The organism is Oscillospiraceae bacterium (assembly GCA_015068525.1).
In the GTDB taxonomy this organism is placed as follows: Bacteria; Bacillota; Clostridia; order UMGS1840; family HGM11507; genus SIG450.
This window is the reverse complement of the sequence record SVKJ01000022.1, coordinates 1-25,486: the sequence shown is the minus strand read 5'-3', so window position 1 is coordinate 25,486 and position 25,486 is coordinate 1. Positions and strand designations below refer to the sequence as shown.

The 25,486-nt window shown below is 34.6% G+C and carries 15 protein-coding genes; 13 read left to right on the top strand and 2 right to left on the bottom strand.

The features are described from left to right. Nucleotides 1-247: 247 nt before the first annotated feature. Nucleotides 248-1,069, bottom strand: coding sequence for a helix-turn-helix transcriptional regulator (locus E7419_06915; GenBank protein MBE7014917.1), 822 nt, complete (start codon nucleotides 1,067-1,069; stop codon nucleotides 248-250). 260 nt (nucleotides 1,070-1,329) lie between these two features. On the opposite strand from E7419_06915, the gene E7419_06910 reads away from it, so the two are divergent. From E7419_06910 to E7419_06865, 10 genes are all read left to right on the top strand, one after another. After that, a complete protein-coding gene (locus E7419_06910; GenBank protein MBE7014916.1) occupies nucleotides 1,330-4,722 on the top strand; it encodes an S-layer homology domain-containing protein in 3,393 nt (1,130 codons plus the stop codon). 91 nt (nucleotides 4,723-4,813) lie between these two features. After that, nucleotides 4,814-8,218 (top strand): hypothetical protein, encoded by a 3,405-nt coding sequence (locus E7419_06905; GenBank protein ID MBE7014915.1) that lies wholly within the window; start codon nucleotides 4,814-4,816, stop codon nucleotides 8,216-8,218. 15 nt (nucleotides 8,219-8,233) lie between these two features. Further along, nucleotides 8,234-10,948 (top strand): hypothetical protein, encoded by a 2,715-nt coding sequence (locus tag E7419_06900; GenBank protein ID MBE7014914.1) that lies wholly within the window; start codon nucleotides 8,234-8,236, stop codon nucleotides 10,946-10,948. Next, the gene (locus E7419_06895) at nucleotides 10,945-13,539 is read left to right on the top strand and encodes an S-layer homology domain-containing protein (protein MBE7014913.1); all 2,595 of its coding nucleotides are present in this window, start codon (nucleotides 10,945-10,947) and stop codon (nucleotides 13,537-13,539) included. Before E7419_06900 ends, E7419_06895 begins: the two co-directional genes overlap by 4 nt. Nucleotides 13,540-13,570: 31 nt before the next feature. Continuing rightward, complete coding sequence (locus E7419_06890; GenBank protein MBE7014912.1) at nucleotides 13,571-14,236, top strand: gamma-glutamyl-gamma-aminobutyrate hydrolase family protein; 666 nt, start codon at nucleotides 13,571-13,573, stop codon at nucleotides 14,234-14,236. A 70-nt stretch (nucleotides 14,237-14,306) separates the two neighbouring features. After that, complete coding sequence (locus tag E7419_06885; protein MBE7014911.1) at nucleotides 14,307-16,841, top strand: DUF2808 domain-containing protein; 2,535 nt, start codon at nucleotides 14,307-14,309, stop codon at nucleotides 16,839-16,841. Between the two features lie 362 nt (nucleotides 16,842-17,203). Continuing rightward, nucleotides 17,204-18,400, top strand: a complete 1,197-nt coding sequence (locus E7419_06880; GenBank protein ID MBE7014910.1) for a carbon-nitrogen hydrolase family protein — start codon at nucleotides 17,204-17,206, stop codon at nucleotides 18,398-18,400. Between the two features lie 43 nt (nucleotides 18,401-18,443). Then, nucleotides 18,444-20,000 (top strand): ABC transporter substrate-binding protein, encoded by a 1,557-nt coding sequence (locus E7419_06875; GenBank protein MBE7014909.1) that lies wholly within the window; start codon nucleotides 18,444-18,446, stop codon nucleotides 19,998-20,000. Nucleotides 20,001-20,101: 101 nt separating this feature from the next. Continuing rightward, a complete protein-coding gene (locus E7419_06870) occupies nucleotides 20,102-21,106 on the top strand; it encodes a hypothetical protein (protein MBE7014908.1) in 1,005 nt (334 codons plus the stop codon). Nucleotides 21,107-21,254: 148 nt separating this feature from the next. Continuing rightward, nucleotides 21,255-23,090 carry a hypothetical protein gene (locus E7419_06865; GenBank protein ID MBE7014907.1) on the top strand — a complete coding sequence of 612 codons (1,836 nt, stop codon included), beginning with the start codon at nucleotides 21,255-21,257 and terminating at the stop codon, nucleotides 23,088-23,090. 148 nt (nucleotides 23,091-23,238) lie between these two features. Here the strand turns inward: E7419_06865 and E7419_06860 are convergent, their stop codons facing one another. Beyond that, nucleotides 23,239-23,388 carry a toxin-antitoxin system protein gene (locus tag E7419_06860; GenBank protein MBE7014906.1) on the bottom strand — a complete coding sequence of 50 codons (150 nt, stop codon included), beginning with the start codon at nucleotides 23,386-23,388 and terminating at the stop codon, nucleotides 23,239-23,241. 119 nt (nucleotides 23,389-23,507) lie between these two features. On the opposite strand from E7419_06860, the gene E7419_06855 reads away from it, so the two are divergent. The 3 genes from E7419_06855 to E7419_06845 all read left to right on the top strand — a co-directional run. Beyond that, nucleotides 23,508-23,966, top strand: coding sequence for a hypothetical protein (locus tag E7419_06855; GenBank protein MBE7014905.1), 459 nt, complete (start codon nucleotides 23,508-23,510; stop codon nucleotides 23,964-23,966). A 176-nt stretch (nucleotides 23,967-24,142) separates the two neighbouring features. Beyond that, entirely contained in the window at nucleotides 24,143-24,820 is a 678-nt protein-coding gene (gene tsaA, locus E7419_06850) for a tRNA (N6-threonylcarbamoyladenosine(37)-N6)-methyltransferase TrmO (protein MBE7014904.1), read from the top strand. A gap of 130 nt (nucleotides 24,821-24,950) precedes the next feature. Next, on the top strand, nucleotides 24,951-25,486 hold a 536-nt coding region (locus E7419_06845; protein MBE7014903.1), incomplete at its 3' end, for an NADH peroxidase.

Sequence of the window (25,486 nt, the reverse complement as noted above, 5' to 3'; positions counted from 1 at the left end):
TATTAAGTTACATATATTTGTATTACAATTCAGAGCGATTACATTCGGGAATAGGTTACAAGACACCTAATTCTGTATGGATGTAAAAATTCACTCTTTTATTTGTCCGAAATACTTGACAAGTTTCGAAAAGGTAGTTTTGCTTGCGCAAAACAAAAAATTAAAATATCTCAATGGTTTTGATTTCCCGCAAAAAAAGACATTTTTCATTTTTTGAAAAATGTCTTTTTTGTTACAAATTTTTATCTTAATTTATCATCATATTATACTTTCTTCGATATTCCATAGGAGAAATCCCGAAATGTTTTTTAAACGAGGCGGTAAAGTAAGTAATATCTTCATATCCAAGAGTTTTGGAAATATTGCTTATAGAAGTAGAAGTGTAAGTAAGATATTCGCAGGCAGCCTGCATTTTTAAGTCAACTATATATTTTTTGGGAGATACTCCAAATACACTTTTGAAAATTCTTGTAAAATACGAGGGCGTAATTTTACATAAATCGGCAAGATGTTCGATTGAAATAATTTCTCTAAGGTAATTTGCCTTGATATATTCATCGGCAGCCTTGATTATATAGTAATTGTAATTGCCGAGATTATTGGTGTATGTTTTGGAAACAACTTCGTTTAATATTTTATATATATTTTTTTTGATATCAAGAGTATAACCCGGTTGTTTTAATAAAAATGAGTGCTTGATATTTTTAAAAGAGTTCTTAATACTGTCGTTACAATTGCTAAGAATAAACTCATTGTTAAATATGTTTGCATCCGAGTCGTTCTCTGTTTCTGCTGTGAAATAAACCATTATAATGTCGGTAGGAAGGGCAACTGAGCGAGATGTTAATGCGGTATTAGGCGGTACATATAAAAAATCATTTTCACGAGCGATAAACGTTTTATCGTGGCATACTAAGGAGTAGGAACCTTTTAATACCATATCTATTGTGTGAATGTTTTTTTCTTTAGAACTAACATGAGTCCAATCGTGCATTCGTATATCATGGCAAACCGAAACGATGTTTTTAATGTTAATATCCGATACACTAGTATCGTACATTTCATACATCCCCTTTTTTTGAAAATTTATAAAATATTTGAAAAATATTACCAAAAAACTAAATATTTTCACTTTTTCAAAACATTTGGATTACTTTGATATTATTGTATTTTAAAAAGGATTATATGTAAAGCGATTTTTTGAATTCAGTTCAGAAAAACACAAGTAATAACAAATTGTTAAATTGTATCGCATATTTTAGTATGATAAAATCAAGATATAAGAAAGTGTATATTCTTATAATGAAAACGAAAGGATGCTGATTTTTTATGAAGAGAATTTTAGCTATGCTTCTTGCAGTAATTATGCTTATACCAGGGTATAGTGTATATGCAGATGCAATTGAAGAATTTGATTATATCGAGGACGAGGTTATCTGGTCTTGCGATTTTGAAGATTTGGAAGTCGGCGAACACCCTTCTGGAAGGGGTAATTCGAATGCCGTAACTCCAAGCGAATGGATAACCGTACCTGCAAATACAGGTGGTGGAATTGTAAAAGGGGAAGAAACTGATAATAAATACTATCGTTTTTACAATAATACCGATGCTAACGTTAGTGCAACATTTATGCAGACATTTAATATGACAACTCAGAACTTATCATGTTTTAAAATAGAATTTGATATAAAAACAGAAGGTGTGGCATTTAACAGCCGTTGGACTAGTTCTTCGGTTACCACATACTTTGCAAACCTTACAAGAAACTCAAGTAAACTTTATTCAAAGAGTTTTATGCCTACACAATGGAATCATATTGAGATTATAGTTGACGATAATAAGAATATGATGAAAATTCTTGTTAACGGGCTTTTGGCAACTGAAACAACTTTCCAGACACCATACAAAGCAGGCAAAGCACACAGTTACTGCTATACAACCCTGACTTTATATCCTAAAGATGAAGCCTTTTTTGATAACTGGAAACTTACAAGACTTGTTCCCAAATACGATTTAAGCGATATAGATAAAATTGAAACGGAGGAAGAAATTAACTATGTTCCGTCAACAAACGGAATTCCCGAAATAAAAGATGAAGGTGTTAAAATCGGAGAAGCAGCATGGAACCGTTCAAGCACAAGAACTCAGGGTGGTATGACAAAGTATGGCCACAGAACTTACGTTTCTATGAATGCTAAACCTTCTTATATTAATGAGTTTGACACATTGACAGGGGAATGGATAGCAAGTTTTAATCTTGAAAAAGATACAGGATTTTACTATTCCTTCCAGCCTGCATCTGATGGCAAACTTCATCATACAAACGGATTTGACTGGTTTATATATGACCCTGCAACTAAGGAAAGTAAAATTCATAAAAAAATTTATGATACAAGAAGAGATGCATGGGGAATGAATCCCGGCGCAAATGATGACAGAACAAAATTATATACTGCTCATTCAAGCGGAACTAATGCAATGGAATACGATATTGAAACCGGAGAGTACAGAATATACGAAAATGTAACCGACGGTATGAAGTATATGCATGGTGCAACAGGTAATGATAAATATCTTTTCACTTCTGCAGGGGATGACGCGGGAAGTGAAAGAATAATCAGAGTAGATAAAGAAACAGGCGAGAAAAAGATATGGCATAATACCGATCCTAATATTACAGCAGGTAACTGTCCACATTGTATCGTAGTTGGCGATAAGGTTTTTGCTGCTATAAGGCAGTGGGTATTTTGTATTGATATAGAAACAATGACTGAAGTGGCTCGTTTCCCTACAGGCGGACGTGGCGGCAGACAGAGAATATCATATATAAAACCTGACGGAGATCCTGATATAATATACTTTATGTCTGAAAATGAAGTAGGATTAAACTCATTTAATCTTAAAACATATGAAGTTAAAACAGTAACCGAAAAATTTGAAAACAGAATGACCGATTTAGGTAAAGTTGAATTTGGTGAATGGATTCAGAAAAAGGATGGAACATGGGCAATATATGCTTGTGTTTCCGATACACATGTAGCACTTATAACACCGGGCGACCCTCATATTGAGTATATAGAATTAAAAACTCCAAGACAGGGCATCGGAAGTGTTGTTCAGTCAGATTACTATTATGTATCAAGAGATGATATTTTATATACAGGCGGATACAGAGCGGGAGTAAATGCAGTTGACTTAAAATCAAATACACCTGTATTCTCAGTTAAGCAGAATTCCCAACACGGAATAGCCGAAGCAAACGGAATGATTTTCTGCGGAACATATTCGGGCGGCGATTTCTATATGATTGATCCTGAAAAGCCTGTAGTTGAAAAAACTGATAATCCTAAACATTATTTCCAGGCAAGTCTTGGATGCCGTCATTATTTTGTATCCCAGACAAATGCAGGATTTTGTATGCACTGCTCAATTGCCGATTACGGTGGTGACGCAGGAAGCGTAGTTTTATCTACCTATGCAAACGGTAAACCAATGGGTAAAGAAATAGGCGAAATTATTTACGAAGAGAATATAACAGGTCAGTGCTATAAGGATGGATATATATATGCTTCAACCTCCGTAGTTGTTAACTTGCACGACCCTCATGAAGAAGCGCATATAGCAAAAATAGACGCTAAAACAGGTGAAGTTGTAAAAGTTATGGCATATAAGATTCCTGATGTAGGCTCTTTAAAAGTTATAAGTGAACCAGTTATCGCACCTAACGGAAAACTTTATGCAGTTGCAAATCAGGGAGTAACTCTTTTAGAAGTTGACACTGAAACAATGGAACTTACAAGATATAAAACATATTATAAACAAAGAATAACCACAAATACATATCTTGGCGACTATATGAAAATTGGTGCTGACGGAGTATTATATAATACAATGGGCGACCAACTTCATGCAGTAAATCTTGACACCCTTGAAGCAAAACTTTTACATGGAAATTGTGACAGATTTGCTCTTGACAATGATGGTAATATCATCAAACGTTATGGTGGGAATTCAACAGGTACAGATCTTATTGTTCTGAGTGTTAATCCACGTCAGAGACTGGATATAATGATTCAGAATGCAGAAAAATATTATAAAGAAGAAGACTTCTCAAAAACAAGCTGGAAAATGTATCAGAATGCACTTGCAGACGCAAAGAAAGTAGACTTATATAAAGATTCAGACGCAGCAGTTAAAGATGCGGCAAGAAAACTTACCTTTGCAATCCAGGATTTACAGACGAAATATGACGAAGATGCAGGCTTTGCTTACGTATTCGGAGATAATATGGCAGCATTTGCCGATATGACTGGATATACCGACCTTGAAGCCTTAAAAGCAGTTAATACTCTAAAACATTCAAAAATAATATCGGGAATAGATAATAAAACATTTGCTCCTGACAATCCTATAACAAGAGCAGAATTTGTTAAACTTCTTTCAGTAATTGAAGGTTGTGACGACGAAATTATAGACACTCCTCATGAATTTTCAGACGTTACAAAGGCTGACTGGTATTACAGTTACGTTCAGACAGCGTATGCAAAAGGATGGATAGAAGGAGTAAGCGAAACCGAATTTGCACCTAACGATATAATTACCGAAGAACAAATGATACTTATTTTAAACAGAATAAAAGCAGATACTTTTGAAGCGGGTAAACCTAATGAAACGACAAGAGCCCAAGCTGCAAAACTATTATATGCTTATATAAACAAATAGCCTTACAAGGACGACAAATTAAAAATATTAAAATTTAATAAGTTTAAGGCGTATGGAGTTTGACACTCCGACGGCTAATAAGGTGATAAAAATGTTAAAAAGGTTTTTAGCAATCGCTATTGTTTTATCGCTGACAGCAGGAATGATTACCATTCCTGCTTTAGCAGACGATAATGAAGAATATAAAATATTCTGGGAAGAAGATTTTGATACGGGCTACTTAGCAACTGACACACAAATAAAGAACTTTGATAAGTTTGAAACTGCAAATACTAAGCATAGCGATGGTGTCATGGCAGAAGTTCCCGAATACTGGGACGGAACATTTAATTATTCAACTTCAGACAGGGAAAGTACACACCAATATCCAAGAGATTTTAATTCAAAAGTTATCCGTAAAGTTGAAGATGGAAACGGTATGATGTCTTTTCAGCATGTGGGGACAGGTACAACTTTAGAAGTGTATGTTGAAAAAACCTTTGCTGAGCCAATTGAACTTATTCCGGAACTTATAGTCGAATATAAAGTAAGAATGACGGCTATGGGTGGAAGTTCCGTATCATTTAATTTAAGAACTGCATCATCTGCCTACCCTGCAAGAATTCAGGGACCACAGTTTGCACGTGGATATAAGAACGAAGGCGGAACTTACGGGTTAATAAGAAATTACGATTCTGATAACAATGATAATATAGGATTTACCTGGGGAACATCCTCTAAGCCGAATTATGACGTATGGCACAGTGTAAAAGTTGTTCACAGTAACGTAACCAATACCAGAGATACTTATATTGATGGAGTGTATGTCGGAACTGCCGACAATAATGCTTACGCATCTTATTATAAGAATGGTAAATTGTCCCTTCGCTTTGAAGTGGCATATATTGCTGCAGATACAGTTGTTGACGTAGATGATATAGTTGTTAAAGCAAAAAAACTCTCATCGGGTACTCCTTCCTTTATGCAAAACGGAGTATCGGTATCCGAATATGAATATTCCGAAGATCCGATAAGTGTTAAAACGGATGTTATAAATTATGACTCGAAATTAAGAGCGGCAACATTATATCTTGCGGCTTACGGAGGGGAAGGAAATAATAAAAAACTTGTTTCATATACAGCTAAAACAGTTAACATATCTCCGAACTCAAAACAGACTATAAAAACTGATGATTTAGTTTTACCATCGGGAGTTTCGGAAGTAAAAGCATATATATGGGACGGACTTCTTCCACTTAACAAATCAGGCAGTGCTGAGAAAGCGATATTTGAATCCTCAACAACGGGAATGCCGGAATTTTCAGGTTTATCCGAAATAGGAAACGTTTCCTTTATTAAAAAAGTTGAAGCGGCTACAACTGGATATACTAAAGATGGTTTAAGAACATTTATGGCTTTGGTTGGTTCGCCTGGATATATTTATGAATTTGATACATATACAGGGAAATTCTTAAATTCCTACGAATTTGGAAGCGCTCATCAGACAAGTCTTAAAATAGGTTCGGACGGTAAGGTTTATGCGATGGGTTACTCAAACCCTGATTTATATGTATATGATCCTGAAACCAAGAAGAATACTTTAATTCAGGCTGATATATGCGAAGGCTCAAATGCGTGGTATACATTCTATGGGGCAGATGGCGATACCAGTATGTTATACTCGCCTATATACAACAGTAAGTATGAAACCGAAGGCTCATATGTTATTGAATATGATATAGATAATAAAAAAGTCAGTACATACAAAGGCTTTGGCAAAGGAATCAAATATTCCCACGCTGCAACAGGCGACGAAAATTATATATATGCAGGTTCAGCTGACTCATCACACGTTGCGACAATTTCAAGACTGGATAAAAAGACGGGCGAAATTGTAACATACGTAGATGAACAGGGCAGAGTGCCTGGCTCTATAGTATTTATAAAAGTTATCGGAGATTACATATTTGCAAATATCGGTAACAGTATGATTGTACTAAATAAAAACACAATGGAAAAGGTAACTGAATTTGATGGCGGAAGAGGTCAGCAAAATCGAATTTCCGATCCCGACCCAAATAATCCTGATTTGGTTTACTTTAGTGCAACCGGTGGAAAGACCTTCCATTCATTTAACTTAAAAACACTTGAAGTTAAAAACTTATTTACAACAACAACAGGCTACGGAAACTTTGTAAGATATGATTTTGGAAGATGGTTCCCTGATAAGTATGGAAATATAGGTTTAATCGGCATAGGCGGACAGGAAGCATATCCTGGAATTTTCCATATCAGACCTGATGTCGGCAAACTTACTCACAAATATACCGATTTACTTAACAAACTTTCCGGAATACCTGCAAAACCTCAATTTTTCTATGTATCAAGAGATGATATTTTATATGTTTCGGGCTTAGTAGCAGGACTTAACGGATATGACCTTAAAACGAACACTCCGCTATTTACAGCAGATAACGGGCAACAACATGCTCTTACAATGACAGGAGGAAAAGTTTTCGGCGGTTCTTACGGAGGTTCCTGCACAATGCAGATGTATGATCCTTTAAAATCATTTGCAGATGGCGTTAACCCGAAATCTATACAATCAACAAGCGGAGTAAACAGGTTTTATCATACAAAGGATACCAATGCGGGCTTTAGCGTAATTTCAGGTATTGCGGATTACGGAAACCCCGAAGGTGGAGTAATTCTTGTAAGTTATTTTGATGATAAGCCTCATTATAAAATTTATCTGGGTGTTATTAAGGGTGAGAATATAACAGGTGTTGAATATAAAGATGGTTACCTCTATGCATCATCTTCGGTAAATGTTCCTCAGCATGAAACACACGAGGAAGCACATGTTGCAAAAATAGATGCAAAAACAGGCAATGTTGTTAAAACAGTTACAGTAAATTTTGACGGTCTTTCCAAAACAACTAAAATCGGAGAACTTTGCTTCGGTCCTGATGGACTTTTATATGGAAAGGCGAATGTGGGGCAGACGATATTTGCACTGGACCCTGATGATTTAAGTGTTGTAAAATACAAATCATTCTATCCTGATAAAACAACAACAGCATCCTATATGGGTGAGAGAGTATTCTTCGGCGATGAGGGAGTTTTATATGCAGTGCTTGATAATAATCTGCATACGATAAATATTGAAAACTGGGATTATGTTAGAATTTCAGGTACAAATACTTATACTTCCCTTGATAACGATGGTAATATTTTAAGGCAGTACGGAGCAAACTCACTTGCAAAAATACATGTTAATCAGCGTCAGCGATTAGAAATTATGATTGAAAATGCATCAAAATATTATAAAGAAAAAGACTACTCACAAGAAAGCTTTAAAGTATTTTCCGATGCACTAAATGAAGCCAAAGCAATTAATATCTCGGAAGCGTATCTTTCAGATATAACCAAAATGGCAAGGAAACTCGGATTTGCAATCAGAGATTTGCAGACGGTATTTGACTATGATGAAGGTTATGCATTTCCGTTTAAATAAAAAAGGAGGTAAAATATGCTAAGAAAAAGAATAATATCCCTTTTACTCTCAGGCGTAATGTTATTTTCGTTTTTAAATCTTACGGCTGTGGCAACAGAGGGTGAAGGTGCACAAAGTGGTGATTTGGTTTACGGTAACTGGCATTTTAATGATGGTAAGTTGCCTGACGGGATAACAAAGGACGGAGCTTATCCTTATGAAATTAAAGATGGTGTTCTTATTCTTCAAACACAATCAAATGCTTTAGGCAGAATAATAATAGATAAGGTGACAAATAAAGAAACAGTACGTCCCGATTTTGTTCTTGAATTTAAGAACAGATTATCCAATATGGAAAATTATGCATATATGTCATGGAGAGCGGCAAGCAGTGCCCCGATATTCTTCTATGGCGCGCAAAGTTATTCAAAAGACCGTAATGCATGGGGATGGTTTCATAATAATGCAGCGGTTGCAGGAACTATTGACGATGTTACAAAGTGGCATACTTATGCAATCAAGTATAGCGGAAGTGACAACACACGTTCTTTATATATAGATGGAGTCCTTGCGGGAACTACCGATTCCGATGTCAATTCCTGGTTTGAAACGGGATCAATTGTATTTAATCTAATGCTTTCCAGTAAAAGTTGTATGATGACTTCGGAATATGACTACATAAGAACTTATTCACCCGGAACCACGATTGGTATAAAAGCATATCCTATGTCTTACAGTCTTGATACGGTATATGTTGAGTTTGACACAACGATAGTTGATTTTGATGAAACTATGATAACAGTTGACGGAATTACTGCCGAAAGCGTTACACTTTTTGATGAAGAAAATCAGGTTTTTGAAGTTAAACTTTCAGAGAATTTGCAAACCGAACAAACTTATGAAATTGTAATCGACGGTGCTGTAACCAGTCTTGGTAAAAAAGTTTCAGATACAATATCATTTACTACAAGAGATAAAACTTTTTATGTTGACGGACCAAAAGTTACTGACGGTAATGCCGAAATGGAACTTATTACTTACGGAAGTGCAAAAGTTTCGGTAAATGTAGCAGACGAACTTAACGAGGAAAAAAGCGTAGAAGTTATAGCAGCACAGTATGACGCTGAAGGTTATATGATTAAAGATAAATTATTTAATAAACTTTCAGCAAACGGTCAGGCAGACTATGATATTGAAATTTCATCGGATGCTCAGAAAATTTCAGCGTTTTCATGGAGTGGAATTGATAATCCTGTACCTGTATCAGATGTAACAACTTACAGCATGGGAGAAAAAGAAAATATAAAACTTGGGTATAAAATCCCTGAATATACAGGCAAGGCAGAAGTAACTACAGCGATAAAAGACGATTATTCGGGAATAACTGTAGCTGTTGATACTAAGGACAGTACTGAACGCATAGTTGGTCTTTTAATAAAATATAAGGGAAACATCGAATATGTAGATAACAAATTAACCGAAGGAGGAAAAGTTACTTTTGATATTCCTCTTAAGGAAGAAAATGTAGGAAATTATAATATCACAGTCGGAATTGAAAACGGTAAAAAGATTTCAGTAACTCCTGATATAGAATATTACTCACCTTCTTATATAGATTCGATGATGGCAACAAAGATCAATGCAGCATCTGCAAACGCGCAAACAGTCGCAGAATTTGTTGCGGCACTTGGCGAGTATATGAAACTTGATACCGAAAGTATAGATAACTTAACTGATACTACTTACGCGTATGAAAGACTTTTAAGTTTGAGAGATGCGGAGGAAAACAGTGAAATAGCAAGTCAGGAAAGACTTTCCGAACTGTTTAAAACCGCAATTAAAATGGGATATATCTATGAAGGAATAGATACCGAAAAACTTATCAAAGAAAGCGATGACCTTGCAATCGATGATAAAACAAAGAATACATTTTCTACACTTATTTCCATCGATGCTAAGACTTATGTTAAAGATAAATTAAAAGGCACTTCGTATAATCTTCCTTCCGATATGTCGGGGGCACTTAAAACCCTTACAATAATCGGTGGAATATATAAAGCGTCTCATAACAGTATTTTAGCAAGTATTATAGATGTTTACGGAACTGAACTTGGAATTGATACACAAAATTATTACACACTTTCAGATCCTTCCAAAGTTGCAGATAAAGTTATAAAAGTAGAATATCCTTCACTTACTGCTTTTAAAGATGCAGTAAACAGTGCAATAACTGAGCAGAAAAATTCTGAGGCTGTAATACTTCCACCACCACCTCCTGTTATTATACCATCAACAGGCGGCGGAGGAGGGGGCGTATCATATAGCCCTATCCCTTCTGACGATAAAAAAGAAGAGGAAAAACCTGCTCCTAAAAAGAGTTATACTGATGTAGTTTCAGATAACTGGTTCTACAGTGATGTAATGTGGGCAACTGAAAACGGATGGTTTATAGGAACAAGTGATACTACATTCTCACCTGAAAATTATCTTACATGGGAACAGATTGCAATCGTTCTTAAAAGAATGGGCTTTGAGTACTCTACTTTAAGAGGAAATGAAGCAATCTTAAGAGGCGATTTTGCAGATGTTTTATACACATTCCTTGCCGATAAGGCAAAATATCAAAATGTAGATGAATGGATAAAAGGCACAAAGATGTTTATAGGTAACGATTCGGGAAATATGATGTTTGATACCCCGCTTACCAGAGCACAGTGCTGTACATTAATAAGGAGGATTGAAAACAAATGAAAAAGATATTAACTCTAATCCTCGCATTAAGTATACTTTTTAGTATGTCTATTATGCCACAGGCGATAGCCGATACAAAAGATGAAATAGCAACGGATTTTAGTGCCGAACTTTTGTATACATTAGGGATAGTGGATGAAGAAATAAAGGACATTCTTTTAAGTGACGAGAATATAACAAGAGCGCAGTTTGCACAAGCAGTTTTTGAAGTTGCAAAATTAACAGGTGGTGCAGACGGAGAATTCAACGATGTTAAAAAAGGAAGTAAATTCAGTGATGCTATATTTGCCGTTAGCCAGAGTAAGTTTATGAAGGGTGACGGAAATGGTAACTTCAACCCTGACTTGTTTATTACCGACCTTGATGCAATGATAACAATTTTAAGAGTTTTAGGATATGAAGAATATTCATACTACAACGGCGGATATCCTAACGGATATTATATGAGCGTTCGTTCCACAAAACTTCTTGATGGTATCAAAGGCGGAATAACAAACGTAAATATCACAGGTAAAAAACTTGCTATACTTCTTAAAAATATGATTGATGAGCACGTATGCCAGATTACAAAAATTTCGGCTGACGGCTCATACGAAAAAGAGTTAAGCGCTAAACCTTTTGTAGAAATATATTATAACATAGGAAAGGCAGAAGGCATTGTTACAGGTAACACACGCACAACCCTTACCTCAAAAAAGGAAACAGGCGGAATTATAATCGAAGGAAGACTATTTTCCGCAGGCGATATATACTGTGATGATTTTATAGGTATAAACTGCTATGCATACTATAATGTAGACGATAACAGTCTTATCTATATGAATAAAAATGACAGAAATATCATTACAATTATACCTGCAGGTGACATTGTAGATGTAAGAGGAAGCAGTATAATCTACGAAGTAAGTGAAACAAAAAATGATACAATTACCTTCCCTGCAAATGCAAACATTATATATAACGGTGCTCATCTTTCACATTACAGTGAATCGGTAATTTTAAATATGGCATCGGGAGAAGTAAAACTTATCGATAATAACTGCGACAGAACTATTGACGTTGTATCAATTCTTTCCTATGAAACTTGCATTATCGACAGAGTAAATTCAAAAGACGAAGTTATTACATTTAAGTATGGTGCAGGCACAGTTTCAAAAGATGATATGAAAAACGTTCCGATACTTGACGAAACAGGCAAAACCGATATGACCTGGCTTCACGAATGGGATGCTCTTGATATTTTAAGAGATGATGAAGGTAATATAACAGCAATTTATGCAAAAGGAAAAGTTGAAAGAAAAGCCGCAGCAATGATTTTAAAAGAATCAGACGGCGACTACATAATGTTTGACGATGGAACTACATCTCCAATCCAAAAACATGCAAAAGACAGATTTAAAAACCTTGAACTTAATACCAAATGCGCATTCTCATTTGATATGTTCGGTAACGTTGCAGCATATACGATAGATGAACTCAGCACAATATGTGTTATTGTTGCAGTTGGCGAAGCAGGTCAGCCTGAACCCGACCTTTATCTAAAATATTATAATGAAAACGAAGGTCTTACCCAGACCGTTCTTAAAGGAAACATCAGGATAAACGGAGTTTTAAAGAAAACGACCGTTGCGGATGATTATGTGTATATTAAAAATACCCTTTCGGGATTAAAGGGCGAACTTGTGGAAATCGACATTAATGACTCAGGACGTGTTGCACAAATAAATGTTATGGAAAAAGTATATGATCCCGGCTCGTCGGTTCACGTATATCTTAATCGTACCACCTGCGCGGTTGTGCCTTCGGCAGATATACAGTACTTTGTTAAAAAGACAGCAAAAGCTTATTATGTGCCAAAAGACCTTACGGGAATAACCGAAGATGACTTTACGGTAAGAGATGCAACAGCAATAGGAGAAACAGATATAGCGGTTGTTTTATATAAAAAGTTCGGAAGCCAGGATAAGGATATTGACGCTGTTAAAGTTGTAAGAAGTGGCGGCGGAGTAAGTTCAATGGGATCTTATGACAATCCGATGCTGGTGTCTAAAAAAACTGAGTTTTATAATGAAGAAGACGGAATGGTTTATACCAAACTCATCTACTGGCATGGCGGAGTTGAAAAAACTGCTCTTGTAGAAGATGCAAGTGCTGTTGCAAGTATAGACGAAGGTGACGTTGCATGGATAGATATTGAGGACGGAAAAGTAATGGGGCTTACAAAATATTTTGACTATTCCGTAAATGGTACTTTCCCTCCCGAAAACTCAACTCCTAAAAGTTTTACTGCATCTAAAAAATTAAACCGTGGTTATATTAAAAACGCTTACGATGAATTTTACGAATTTGCAATTCCGCTTGAAATTGCCGGAAAAGATGAAAATGGACAGGATACAATTATCAAATCTGAAAAAATAGAACTTCACAGATATCCGTCCTACGGCTATGTTTTTGAAAGTTCAAAATCCCAAAAGGTAAGAAAAGCAACTCCTGCTGACTTTGTAGGATATGATCAGGATAATGTAAATTACAGTAAAATTTTCGTTCATTCATCTTATACAAACGATTATACAGCAGTAATTTATAAATAAAAACATATTTAAATAATCAGGAAAATTTATAATGGAAGTTTTACAGAAAAAACCTAAAATCTTATTATCCGTAAATAGTAAAAAAGAATTTTATATTGACGCTGTAAATAATTCCGGAGGGATTGCCGAAGCATATTACTGCCTCGGCAGTTCCGACGGATATGACGGACTTATTCTATGCGGCGGTAACGATATTAATCCCTGCTATTACAATGAAAAAGTAAATGGTTCGGTAGATATCGATAAAAGAAGAGACCATTTTGAATTTATGCTTTTAAAAGCATTTATTGATGCAAAAAAACCTGTTATGGGTATATGCAGAGGCTGTCAGCTTATTAATATAGCCTTCGGGGGAACATTATATCAGGATATAGAAAATTCAAAAGAACATTCTTCGTTTGCCGATTATGATTTAGTGCATAAAGTTACAGCGAAAAAAAACAGTTTTATTTACGATTTGTATGGAGAAGATTTTTTTGTAAACAGTTTTCACCATCAGGCTGTAAAAAACACAGGAGACAATCTTTCTGTAATAATGACTGCATCGGACGGGAAAACAATAGAAGGTATCAGGCATAATATATTACCCGTTTTCGGAGTGCAGTGGCACCCTGAGAGAATGTGTTTTTCAAAAAAAAGAAAAGATACCGTTGACGGTAAAATCCTTTTTGAGTATTTTATTAAAATGTGTTTATAAATACTAAAAAGTAAACGGTATTAAAATGTAGCCTTTAAAAAAATATATATAAAAAAAGGAGAGATTTTAAATGAAAAGAATTTTATCATCTTTGCTTATGCTAACAATGTTACTTTCCCTGATGCCTTTTGCACTGCCTGCTATGGCATCAGAAAACTCAACTGAAGTCTATTACTTTAATGACTTTAACACAGACTCTGATTTTTCAAAGGTTAAGCTAAGAGCAGCCTATGCTAATGTAACTTCCGAAAGAGTTGTTACAGAAGACGGAACATCAGCACATCGTGTAAACGGAACAAATGGAGGTTCATATTTTGTTTGGTATCATCCTGCTATTACCGTTACAGAGGCAGCAAATACCCAAAAACCTGATATAGTACTTGAATTCAGATTAAGAAAACAAGGTGCAGAATCTTACGGATATTTGTCATCTGATTCTACTGTAAATAGCGCATACTCTGCTCCTTTTACAATTACTATGGGCGGAAGCTATGAACTGGGACTTGCAGATGCAATAAGATGGGACAGAAGTGACAATGCAGCAATAAAAATAAATGAAAATGAATCTGCTACAGGTTATGACTTTACAAAATGGCATACCTACTCTATTGTTTACAAAGGCTCAAAACCTACCAGAGAACTTTATGTTGACGGAAAATATATAGGAGAAACTTCAACTGATGAGCATAATGATACTTACGATAACTCCTATTATTCAACCGGTAAAATTGCACTTATGCATGCTGCTACAACTGCGGTTTCCAGCGCTGATGTTAAGATGACAATTGAAACTGATTATGTTAAAATCTATGAAAAACCTGAAACATTTACTGCTTCACTGGTTAACGCAAGTAACGGTGGAATAGTTCTTAATTTCAGTGGTGTTCCTGCAAATATTTCTGCTGAAAACTTTACTTTATCTGACGGAACAAAAGTTTCATATATTGAAAAAATAAATGAAACAACTTATAAATTAATCCTTGAAAACGAACTTGCCGCAGGAAGTTATACTCTTACTGCAACTGATATGAAAGATAATACATTCGGATTATCTCTTGCAGAGGCAAATTTTGCAATTAATGTTGAAGCAAAACAAACTTATAATGACGGACCACTGCCTTACTATAATTCTTTTGATTCCGAAGATGCTATAAGTGGCAATGAATTTAGTGAAAAAACAGCAGCAACCGATTATGCGAGCGTTACTGTTGAAAATGGAAGTTTGAAATTTTACAATGTTAAGGATACGAGTACTGGCACTGCTAAAGCAACGAGTAGTAAAATTTATTTTACACCCGGATATTCTAACGAAAGTGCGAACCGCCAGCCTTTGGTTCTTGAATATAAAATTAAATTGAGTGCAAGTAGTTCCGGCAGTTATTTTTACTCGGTTAGTAATACGGGTAGCAGAAAGAACACTGCTACTGCTATGATTTTCCCGGCTGTTAGCACTACCAGTATAACAACAGGAACCACATATCCGACATATAAATATAAAGAGACTGAAGATGTATGGCATACAGCAAGTTTCGTATATAGTGCTGACAGTAACGCAATAGATTTTTACTGGGATGGAGAATATATGATTACTAATACTGCTTCAGACGATTATACATGGACAAATCCATGGGATAACGCAGGTAATTTAGGCACCGTTTATTTCCAGAATAACTGTTACCAAAACGATACAAAAGGTATGATAACCTATATGGATGACCTTAAAGTTTTTGAGAAACCTGAATATTTCAGTGCACAGGTAGCCAATAACGAACAAACAGAACTTAACAAAATTACTATTGATTTTAACTCTACTGCGGCGAATGTATCAATAGCAAATGTAAGAGTTAACGGAAAAATTCCTGCAAGTGTTGAATGTGTTGATGAAGGAAATCAAAAGTATGAAGTTACTTTAGCAGAAACATTACAGCCTGAAACAGAATATAAAGTTTCACTAAATGGAGTTTTCAATACAATCGGTCAGGAAACTTATGATGTTTTATCATTTACAACAAAAGCACTTGAAGCAGGCGAAGCATACTATACTATCGGAAACGGTGGTATTGTTACAGCAGGCGGAGAAGAAATTGCTGATGGTACCTATGCAGATGCTGTAAATACTATTGTTGTAAAAGCAAACAAAGGTTATAAAGCAGTTGTAAAAGTTAACGGAACTGAAATAGAAGAAAATAATAAATACGGCGAATATACAATTGACACAACTATTGGAGCAGTAATTGATATTGACTTTGTTACAGCAGAAGAACCTGAATTCTCCAAACCTTATACTTTCGGATACATTGACGATGAAGCAGGATATGTAAGTTACACATTTGTAAGACTTAATATGGCACTTCCAACAACTGATTTTGGTGTTATAGTATCAAATGATTCAAGTAAATTAAATGACAAAGACGGAGTTGTAATTCCTGCAACTAACGGCTCAAACGCTTATGGTGAGTATGGAATAAAAATTATTGACAAAGCAGGCGACACTAACGTACTTGGAACAAATTACTTTGTAAAACCTTATGCGTTATATAACGACACATATTACTATTATAATGAAACTACAACTGTAACAATTACCGATAACACAGTGCAGTAAAGGAGGAGAATATAATGAAAAATTATTTAAAACCTGAAATAAATGTAAAATCTTTACTTGCAAAAGAATCATTATCAAATCTTGCAAACTGGCTTGAAGGTCAGAATTACGACCATTTAAACTGTAATATTACAGCGTACGAAATGCAATCATAAAAATGTGGAACGCAAATGTGCGTTCCACAATGAATGATGAATAATGAAAAATGAATAATTGAGGTAAAAATTCCTTGCAGAATTTTTGGAATTAATGGTAAATCTCATAAAATCCATAAATCGCCCTGCGATTTATACCTTAATTATTCATTATTAATCATTCATTATTCATTAAGTAAGCCAAACACTCATAAAAGGAACAAAAATATGGAAACAATAAAATTTAGTGAATGGAAATATTTTAAAAAATATAATAATTATGATTATGAATTGCCGGAGTATGAAACTGACGGCGAAACATTAAAAATAAAATACGATAAAGATGGCTGGATTTGTGCTCAGTTTGATAAAAAAACTACAGATGTTGAGCCTGGCAAGGTATATAGAATTTCCTATAATCTTAAAACAGACAGCGAATTTACAAAACTCATTTTCGGCTGGTATGATAAAGACGGCGGAATTTTAGAAAAAGGCTATATCGGAAAAAGCGGGGACAGTATAACTGCTCCCAAAAATGCCTCTGAATTAAAAATTACTTTAAGATTCGGTGCATTTTCAAAAAAAGAGGCGGAAGTTTCTGATGTCTGTGTTGAATGTTTAGGGGAATATAAACCTAAAAATGTTAAACTGGCAACAGTTGCAATTCCTAATATATTTTTCCCAGAGTCGCAGCCTCCCGAATATAACTTAAGAGAAACGATAAAGGTTATTGACAGACTGTGCTCACGTGAAAAGCCTGATATTATAGCACTTACCGAAACTTTTTATACCAGAAAAACATTGGTTCCTCTTCCCGAAATGTGCAATCCGTTAGACTGCGAGGCAATCGATGCTATAAAGAAAAATGCAAAACAGTATAATACATATTTTGCATTTTCATTCCATGAAGAAGAAGACGGGCATTATTACAATTCGGGCATACTTATCAACCGTAATGGTGAAATAGTGGGTAAATGCCATAAATGCCATCTTACAATGAGTGAGTATGAGAGTGGTCTTACACCTGGGAAAGAGATAAAAGTTTTTGATACTGAAATAGGCAAAATAGGAATTGCAATATGCTGGGATATATTTTATCCTGAATGTATAAGAGAAATGCAGAAACAGGGAGTTGATATTATAATCAACCCTACTGCGGGATATAAGTATGAAAGAATTAACCAAAGATGTCAGGAAAGTGGAGCATATATTGTTACCTCAGTTGCTGCAGAATTTGAAAAATCAGGAATTTTTAATCCGCTTGGCGAAATGATTGCAAACGCGGCAACTAATTATGGTTATGCCATTGCAGAAGTGGATATAACTAAACCTGAGCATATGTTTTACTTATCTTATCCCACATTTACCGAATCTAAAAATATATATCTTAATGAAGCACGTTTCGATTTATACGGACAGATATAATTTAAGTAAAGAAATTCCTACGAATATATAGGAGGAGAATTTTATGAAAAAATTATTAGCTTTAACTTTAAGCGTTTTAATGATATTAACTGTTTTTTCAGGGTGTCAGGGAGAAAAAATATCATCTGACTTATATGATCCCTCAATTCCGGTAAAAGATGCAGGAGGCCTTAAACTTCCTTTATCTGACGGCAGTGAAGAAATTGTATGGTCTGTTACCGTTACAGCTGATACTGAAAACCCTAACGATAGTTGGTTTGCAAAAAAATTAAGAGGCATGACAGGTGCTAATATAAAATTTGACGCATATCCATCTGCTACTGCTTTGGAAAAACTTAATGTTCTTGCTGCTTCCCAGCAGTTACCCGATATCGTTGGTCAGGGATTTAAACAGTCTATAGCAGATGACCTTTCAATGCAGGGCGCATTTGCAGCAGTAGAAGATTATATAGACGTTCTTCCAAACTTTAAAAAGAACTTTGTTGGTGAAGGTTCTCAGGACTGGATTTTTAAATCCTATTCTGCTCCTGATGGTAAACTTTATGGTTACTACGGATGGGACTATTCGAGAGATATAAACACAAATGCCACTATGTATCGTAAAGATATATTTGATAAACACGGACTTAAAATGTGGAATAACCCTGAAGAATTTTATCAGACCATGAAAAAATTAAAAGAGTTATACCCAAATTCTACCCCATATACAACAAAATCAGGAGATGGAATATTCAAAGCATTATCTGTAAGCTGGGATATGGAAGCATATATGCCATTCTATAATGAAAAAGATGGAAAATGGTATTATACCGATATTACTCCAAAATACAAAGAAATGCTTGACTTTATCAAAAAATGTTATAATGAAGGACTTATAGATCCTGAATTTTTAACAAATACTCAATCATCGTGGACAGCTAAAATGACTCAGGCTGATAAAGCATTTGTTACAACTGACTGGATAGGCAGAATGGAAATGTTTAAAGAACAGACTAAAGATACTGTTCCTTCTTATGATTTAAGATTTGCAAATCCTATCGGTCCTGACCAGGTTATGAGAACTCCAAATCAGCTTTGCTGGGCAAGATATGTATCAAACAACAAAAAAGCGGAAACTGCTTTTAAACTTCTTGACTTTGTTGCGTCTCCGACAGGTAAAGAACTTGTAACAATGGGTATTGAAGGCGAAACTTATGAAATAGACGAAAAAGGTATGGCAAAATATCTTGAATTTGATGAAATGCCGTCTTCAACTGAGTTAGCAAGTAAATACGGAATGTTTCTTGAAGGCCTTTACTTAAGTTTTGACAGACGAAGCGCATACTTTAATTTTACCCAAAGAGAACAGGAAGCACAGGACTTTGCAAAAGATCCGAAAAACCTTACACCTATTGATCCTATCTTACAATTTACAGAAGAAGAAAAAGAAGTTATAAATGAATACCAGCTTAATTTAGAAAAAGCAGGTAAAGAATTTGCAACTAAATATGTTTTAGGCAATGCTTCATGGGACGAATGGGTTAAAAAAGCAAAGAGCCTTGGAGCAGATAAAATAATTGAAATCTACAATGCTGCTCAGGCAAGATATGACAAAATGTAAATTGCTTTCAGCAGTTTACCCTGAAGAGAGAATAAACGGCAAAACATTTTATAGAGTGTTTTGCCGGTATCTCACTATTTATAAAATATGGTGATTTAACTATGAAAAAATCAATTTGTATATTACTGATATTAGTCTTAAGCTTAAGCTGTACGGTATTTTCTGCCGGCCCCTCCATAGAGTCGGTAACCTGTACTGCAAGAGAAGACGGACTTAACGATGTAACAGTCGTTGTTAATGCGGGCAGTACAAATCAGGAACTTACACTTCTCATTTTAGGAAATGACGATAACAAATTGGGGCAGATGGTAACTGTTGATGGTAAAACAGGATATATTTATTATATGTTGCAGGCAAATAACGGTTCATCTTTACAATATACTTTTAACTTTACAATGGCTATTCCTGAAACTATGACGGATATAGAAGACTATATTTATGTATTTTCAGGAAACTTTGATGCATATACAGTATCGCAGATTGCAAAGTTTAATTATGATGTTACATTTTCTATAGGGGAACACGGAACTGTTAAAATTGGCGAAGAAACTATTACAGATAAAATGAAAAAAACTGTTTCATCGGGAAACATTCTTGATATTTCTATTATTCCTGACGCAGGCTATGTTATTAAAAGTGCAACATGCAAAGGTGCAGGAATGATTGAGTATTCAGACGGAGTATATTCGACTTCTGTCATAGGAGAAGATACTGATGTTGTTATAGAATTTACCGAGGATACATCAGAACCGGATTTGATTGGATATAATGAAGCGTACTATGAAAATGAGTATACAAGCATTGTGTTTGCAACTCTTACAAATACCAATTTAAAATATACTCTTAAAACTTATGGAGTTGTAGCAGGAAAACAAGAGTCAGTAAAACTTGGCGACAACGGAAGTTTTAACCTTGAAAAGAAGGTACCTGCCAACAAAGAAGGTCAGTATGGGATACGAATAGTTGATAATTTATCTAATGAATTTTTAGGAAAAAATTATTTTGTTATTCCGTATGCTATTTATAATGACGGAAAAGAAGATATAACATTTTACGGCGACGCTGTAGAAGTTAATTTCGATAATTACGGGGAGGAAATTCAGTAATGAAAAAAGAATATATTAAACCTTTAGTTAAAGTAAGTTCCTTTACCGTTTGTGAACATATAAGTTCAGGTCTTAACGACTGGCTTGAAAAGAAAAATCTTGAAACAGACGCAGGCATAACAACATACTATCTGGAGTCAATGTAACTATGAATTCAAAAGAATTTGAAACTATAAAAAACAAAGTGTCCGACATTCTCTCGGTTTCATTGCCCTTTGACTTTGAAATTTCTCAAAGTGATGAAATTTATATTTTATTAAAAAACAAAAAGGCAGTTATCAGGGGATGCGAAAAAACTGATTTTTACTATGCCCTTATGCAGTTTGCTCTTAATGTAAAAGAGGGGAAAGAAGAATTTGAAATAAGAGAAAAAAGACATTTTCAAACTCTCGGTTTTTCACTCGATTTATCAAGAAACGGCGTTATAAAAGTTGAGAATATAAAGAAAATTATCGATTATATTGCACTGCTTGGTTTTAACGTTTTAAAACTGTATATGGAAGATGTTTTTGATATTCCGGAGTATCCGCATTTTGGCTACAGAAGGGGCAAATATTCTCATAAGGAACTTAAGGAAATTGATGATTATGCTTACAGTATGGGAGTTGAGGTTATACCATCGATTCAGACTCTGGGGCATCTTGAACAGTATTTAAGATACAGAGAAACCCGTGAATTCAGAGAAAATCAAGGAGTCCTTCTTTGTGGGGCAGAGGCTACATATGAATTTATAGAAGCGGCGGTCAAAGTTATGAGAAAGTGTTTTCGGACAAAGCAACTTATTATAAATTGCGATGAGGCTTCGGGAGTTGGTGTTTCAAAAATTTTAAAAGAGAAGAAGTACACTTCTCCCTATGAAATTGTTACTAAGCATCTTGAAAAAATCGGGGAAATTTTAAAAAAATATGATTTTCATCCATGTGTGCATGGCGATTTATTCTATGGACATTTAGGGGAAGGTTATTACGACTTCAAATTCAGTCCGAAAAAAGAGGATATTGAAAAAATTCCTGATATTGATGTAATATACTGGGATTATTATCATACAGGTTATGATGATTACAAAACTCTTCTTGACGGTCACAGGGCACTTAATAAAAAGGTTATATTTATGGGTGGTGTATGGATATGGTCAGGTCAGCTTCCAAACGCCGAATTTACCTTTGATACTATGGAGCCTGCGCTCAGGTGTTGCCTTGATAACAATGTTTCTGATGTATGGGCGGCAACATTCGGAGATGACGGAAATGAAACAGACATTGCATTTTCACTTCCCTCACTTATTATGTTCTCTCAGTATTGCTTTAAAGGGAATGAATGTAATTTATGCGATATAAAAGAACTTTCTAAAAAACTTCTTTTGCTTGATATAGATAAGTTCTTATCACTTTCTTCCTATCATTATCCATGGGTCAATTCACTTACAAAAGAAGAGTATATCTGGCCTAACTATATGGGTAAAAAGATTTTTTATGCAGATATTCTTTATAATACCAGCGGAAAATCCGATTTTTCGGATGTTCTTGTGGCACATAAAAATGCACTTCAAAATATAAAGGATATGGAAAATGACGCTATATGGGGAAAATATTTCAAATACGCAAAAAATATATTTGAAATTACAATCTGCAAAATGGAAATATTACAATGTATTAGAAAAGCGTATGAAAATAAGGATTATAAGTATTTGGAAGAAACTTCGGAAAATTCAATACCTTATCTTATTAAAAAATACGAAGAACTTATGGAAATCCATGAAGAACAATGGATGAATACATATAAACCGTTTGGATGGGAAGAACTTGAAATAAGATACGCAGGAGTTATTTCAAGGCTTAAATATGCAAAGAAAACTATTGAAAAATACCTGTCAAAAAAGATTTTAAGCATTCCTGAACTTGAGTTTGAATTTTTAGATGATAATAACAAAGAAATAATGTTCGGATGTGCAGAATATAAAAAACTTGCAACGACAGGACTTTAATAATTATAATCAAAAACCGCAAATGATAAAATATTTGCGGTTTTTTTCATAAGAACTTTGTTGTGTTAGTACGCAACACGCAAATTACCATAAAAGTGGCTGTCCCTTTTATGGTGATTTAGAACGTGTTTTTAAAAATTATATATGTTTATTTTTTCGTATTGTTAGTTATATGTGCCTTAAGAATAAGATTGATATACTGGGATAATGAACGCTCATCATTTTCAGCCAAAATTCGTAACTGTTCTAATAGATCGCTGTCAATTGTTATACTGACTTTTTCTTTCAATGGTTTCAAATTAATCACCTCTAAAACTATTATACTATTTAACACTACAAACTATTGACTAATAGTATAAAGTAGTATAAAATACTACTGTAAACTTTTGTTGCATAGAAATTAGAGGGGGATTTTATATGAAGAAAACAGTTGTTGGTTTAATAATACTGATTTTATCAGTTTTATTTATCGGATGTGAGGAAAACAACATTGAAAATGCAGTTTGGGAAAAATACGAAAGCGAAAGTTTTTTAGAATATTTGCAAGTTGGAGTAGAAGGGATGTATTACTTTGATGATTATAATAAAATAGATAAAGTGATAGTTCGTTATGAAACAGGATGGAACGATTTTGACAGCCTAAATAATGGGAAACACTCAAAAAATAAAGAAGCATATACCTATGTAGTAGATGTTTATAAAAGTAATAAAATCGCGTATGACTATAAATTTTTTGCTGAGTATGATAAGAAAACAAATCGACTTAAGGTAAAAGGTGGATTATCGTCAGAATATTTTGGAAACTGTGATAATAAAACAAAAATCAATCAATATGAAGCAAATTTATTTCTGGGGAAATTATATCAGTATCAATAATTAGTCTGTGGAGTTATTTTAGAACATACTTTTTAAAAACCTAAACGCTTTGAAACACCTGTTCTAAAGCCAAAAAATAAATGTTTTATATTCCTAAAACCTGTATTGACAAATAAATATATAAGTGATAGAATGAAAGAAAATGGAAAAAATATTCGCTGAAAGGTAATGGATTTATGAGAATAATAGGTCATATTAAAACAGACTTCAGATCTAAATTTGGCATACCTCGACAAAGCGGACTTGTAAGAGAAGTTGTTGGTAAAATAATTTTTGAACCTGAATTTCGGAATGTAAAAGCAATAAAGGGATTAGAACTTTTTTCTCATATGTGGATAATCTGGCAGTTTTCAGAAAATGAAGATTATGAATGGCAACCTACAGTCAGACCACCTGCATTGGGAGGAAATAAAAGAGTCGGAGTATTTGCAACGAGATCTCCTTTCAGACCTAATCCTATTGGAATCTCTGCTGTTAAAATTGTAAAAATTTCTCAGTACAGTTCTGAAGGTCCGGTTATATACGTTCAAGGTCCCGATTTGATGGATGGAACGCCTATATATGATATAAAACCGTATATTCCTTATGCCGATAAAATTGACGACGCAGTCGGCGGTTTCTGGGATCCGGATGACAAAAAGAGGCTTAAGGTTGTTATTCCTGATGATGTTGCAGGTAATATTTCAAGAAAGAAAAAAGAAGCACTTATTAAAATACTTGCTCACGACCCAAGACCAGCATATCATAACGATTCCAAGAGAATATATAAATTCAGTTACGCTGATTATGTTATTTCATTTAAAGTATCCGATTCGGTTGCTTATGTTACCTCAATTGAAAAAGAAATATACTGATAGAAAACTATGAAATTTTTTTCATAGTTTTTTAAATTTAGTATTGACATTTTGCGAGAGTATGTTATAATGATAATAACGATAATCATTATCGTTAAGAAAATGTATATAATAAAGGATGGTAAAAGATATGAAAAAATTTGTATGTTCAGTATGCGGTTATGTTCACGAAGGTAATGAGCCACCGGAAAAATGTCCGGTATGTAAAGTGCCTGCAAGTAAATTTAATGAAATGGTTGAAGGTGCAGCACTTGCTGCAGAACATGAATATGGTGTATATGCTAAAACCGTAAAAAATAATCCTGATATTTCAGAAGAAGATAAAAAATATATATTCGAACAACTTATGGCAAACTTTAACGGAGAATGTGCAGAAGTTGGAATGTATCTATGCATGGCAAGAATTGCACACAGAGAAGGTTATCCTGAAGTTGGTTTATACTGGGAAAAGGCAGCGTTTGAAGAAGCAGAACATGCTGCGAAATTTGCAGAACTTTTAGGGGAAGATTTAGAGCCTAATATGAAAGCAACAACAAAGGACAACTTAAAATGGAGAGTTGACTGTGAATACGGTGCAACTCAAGGTAAGTTTGACTTAGCATCTTGTGCTAAGAAAAACGGACTTGACGCAATTCACGATACCGTTCACGAAATGGCTCGCGACGA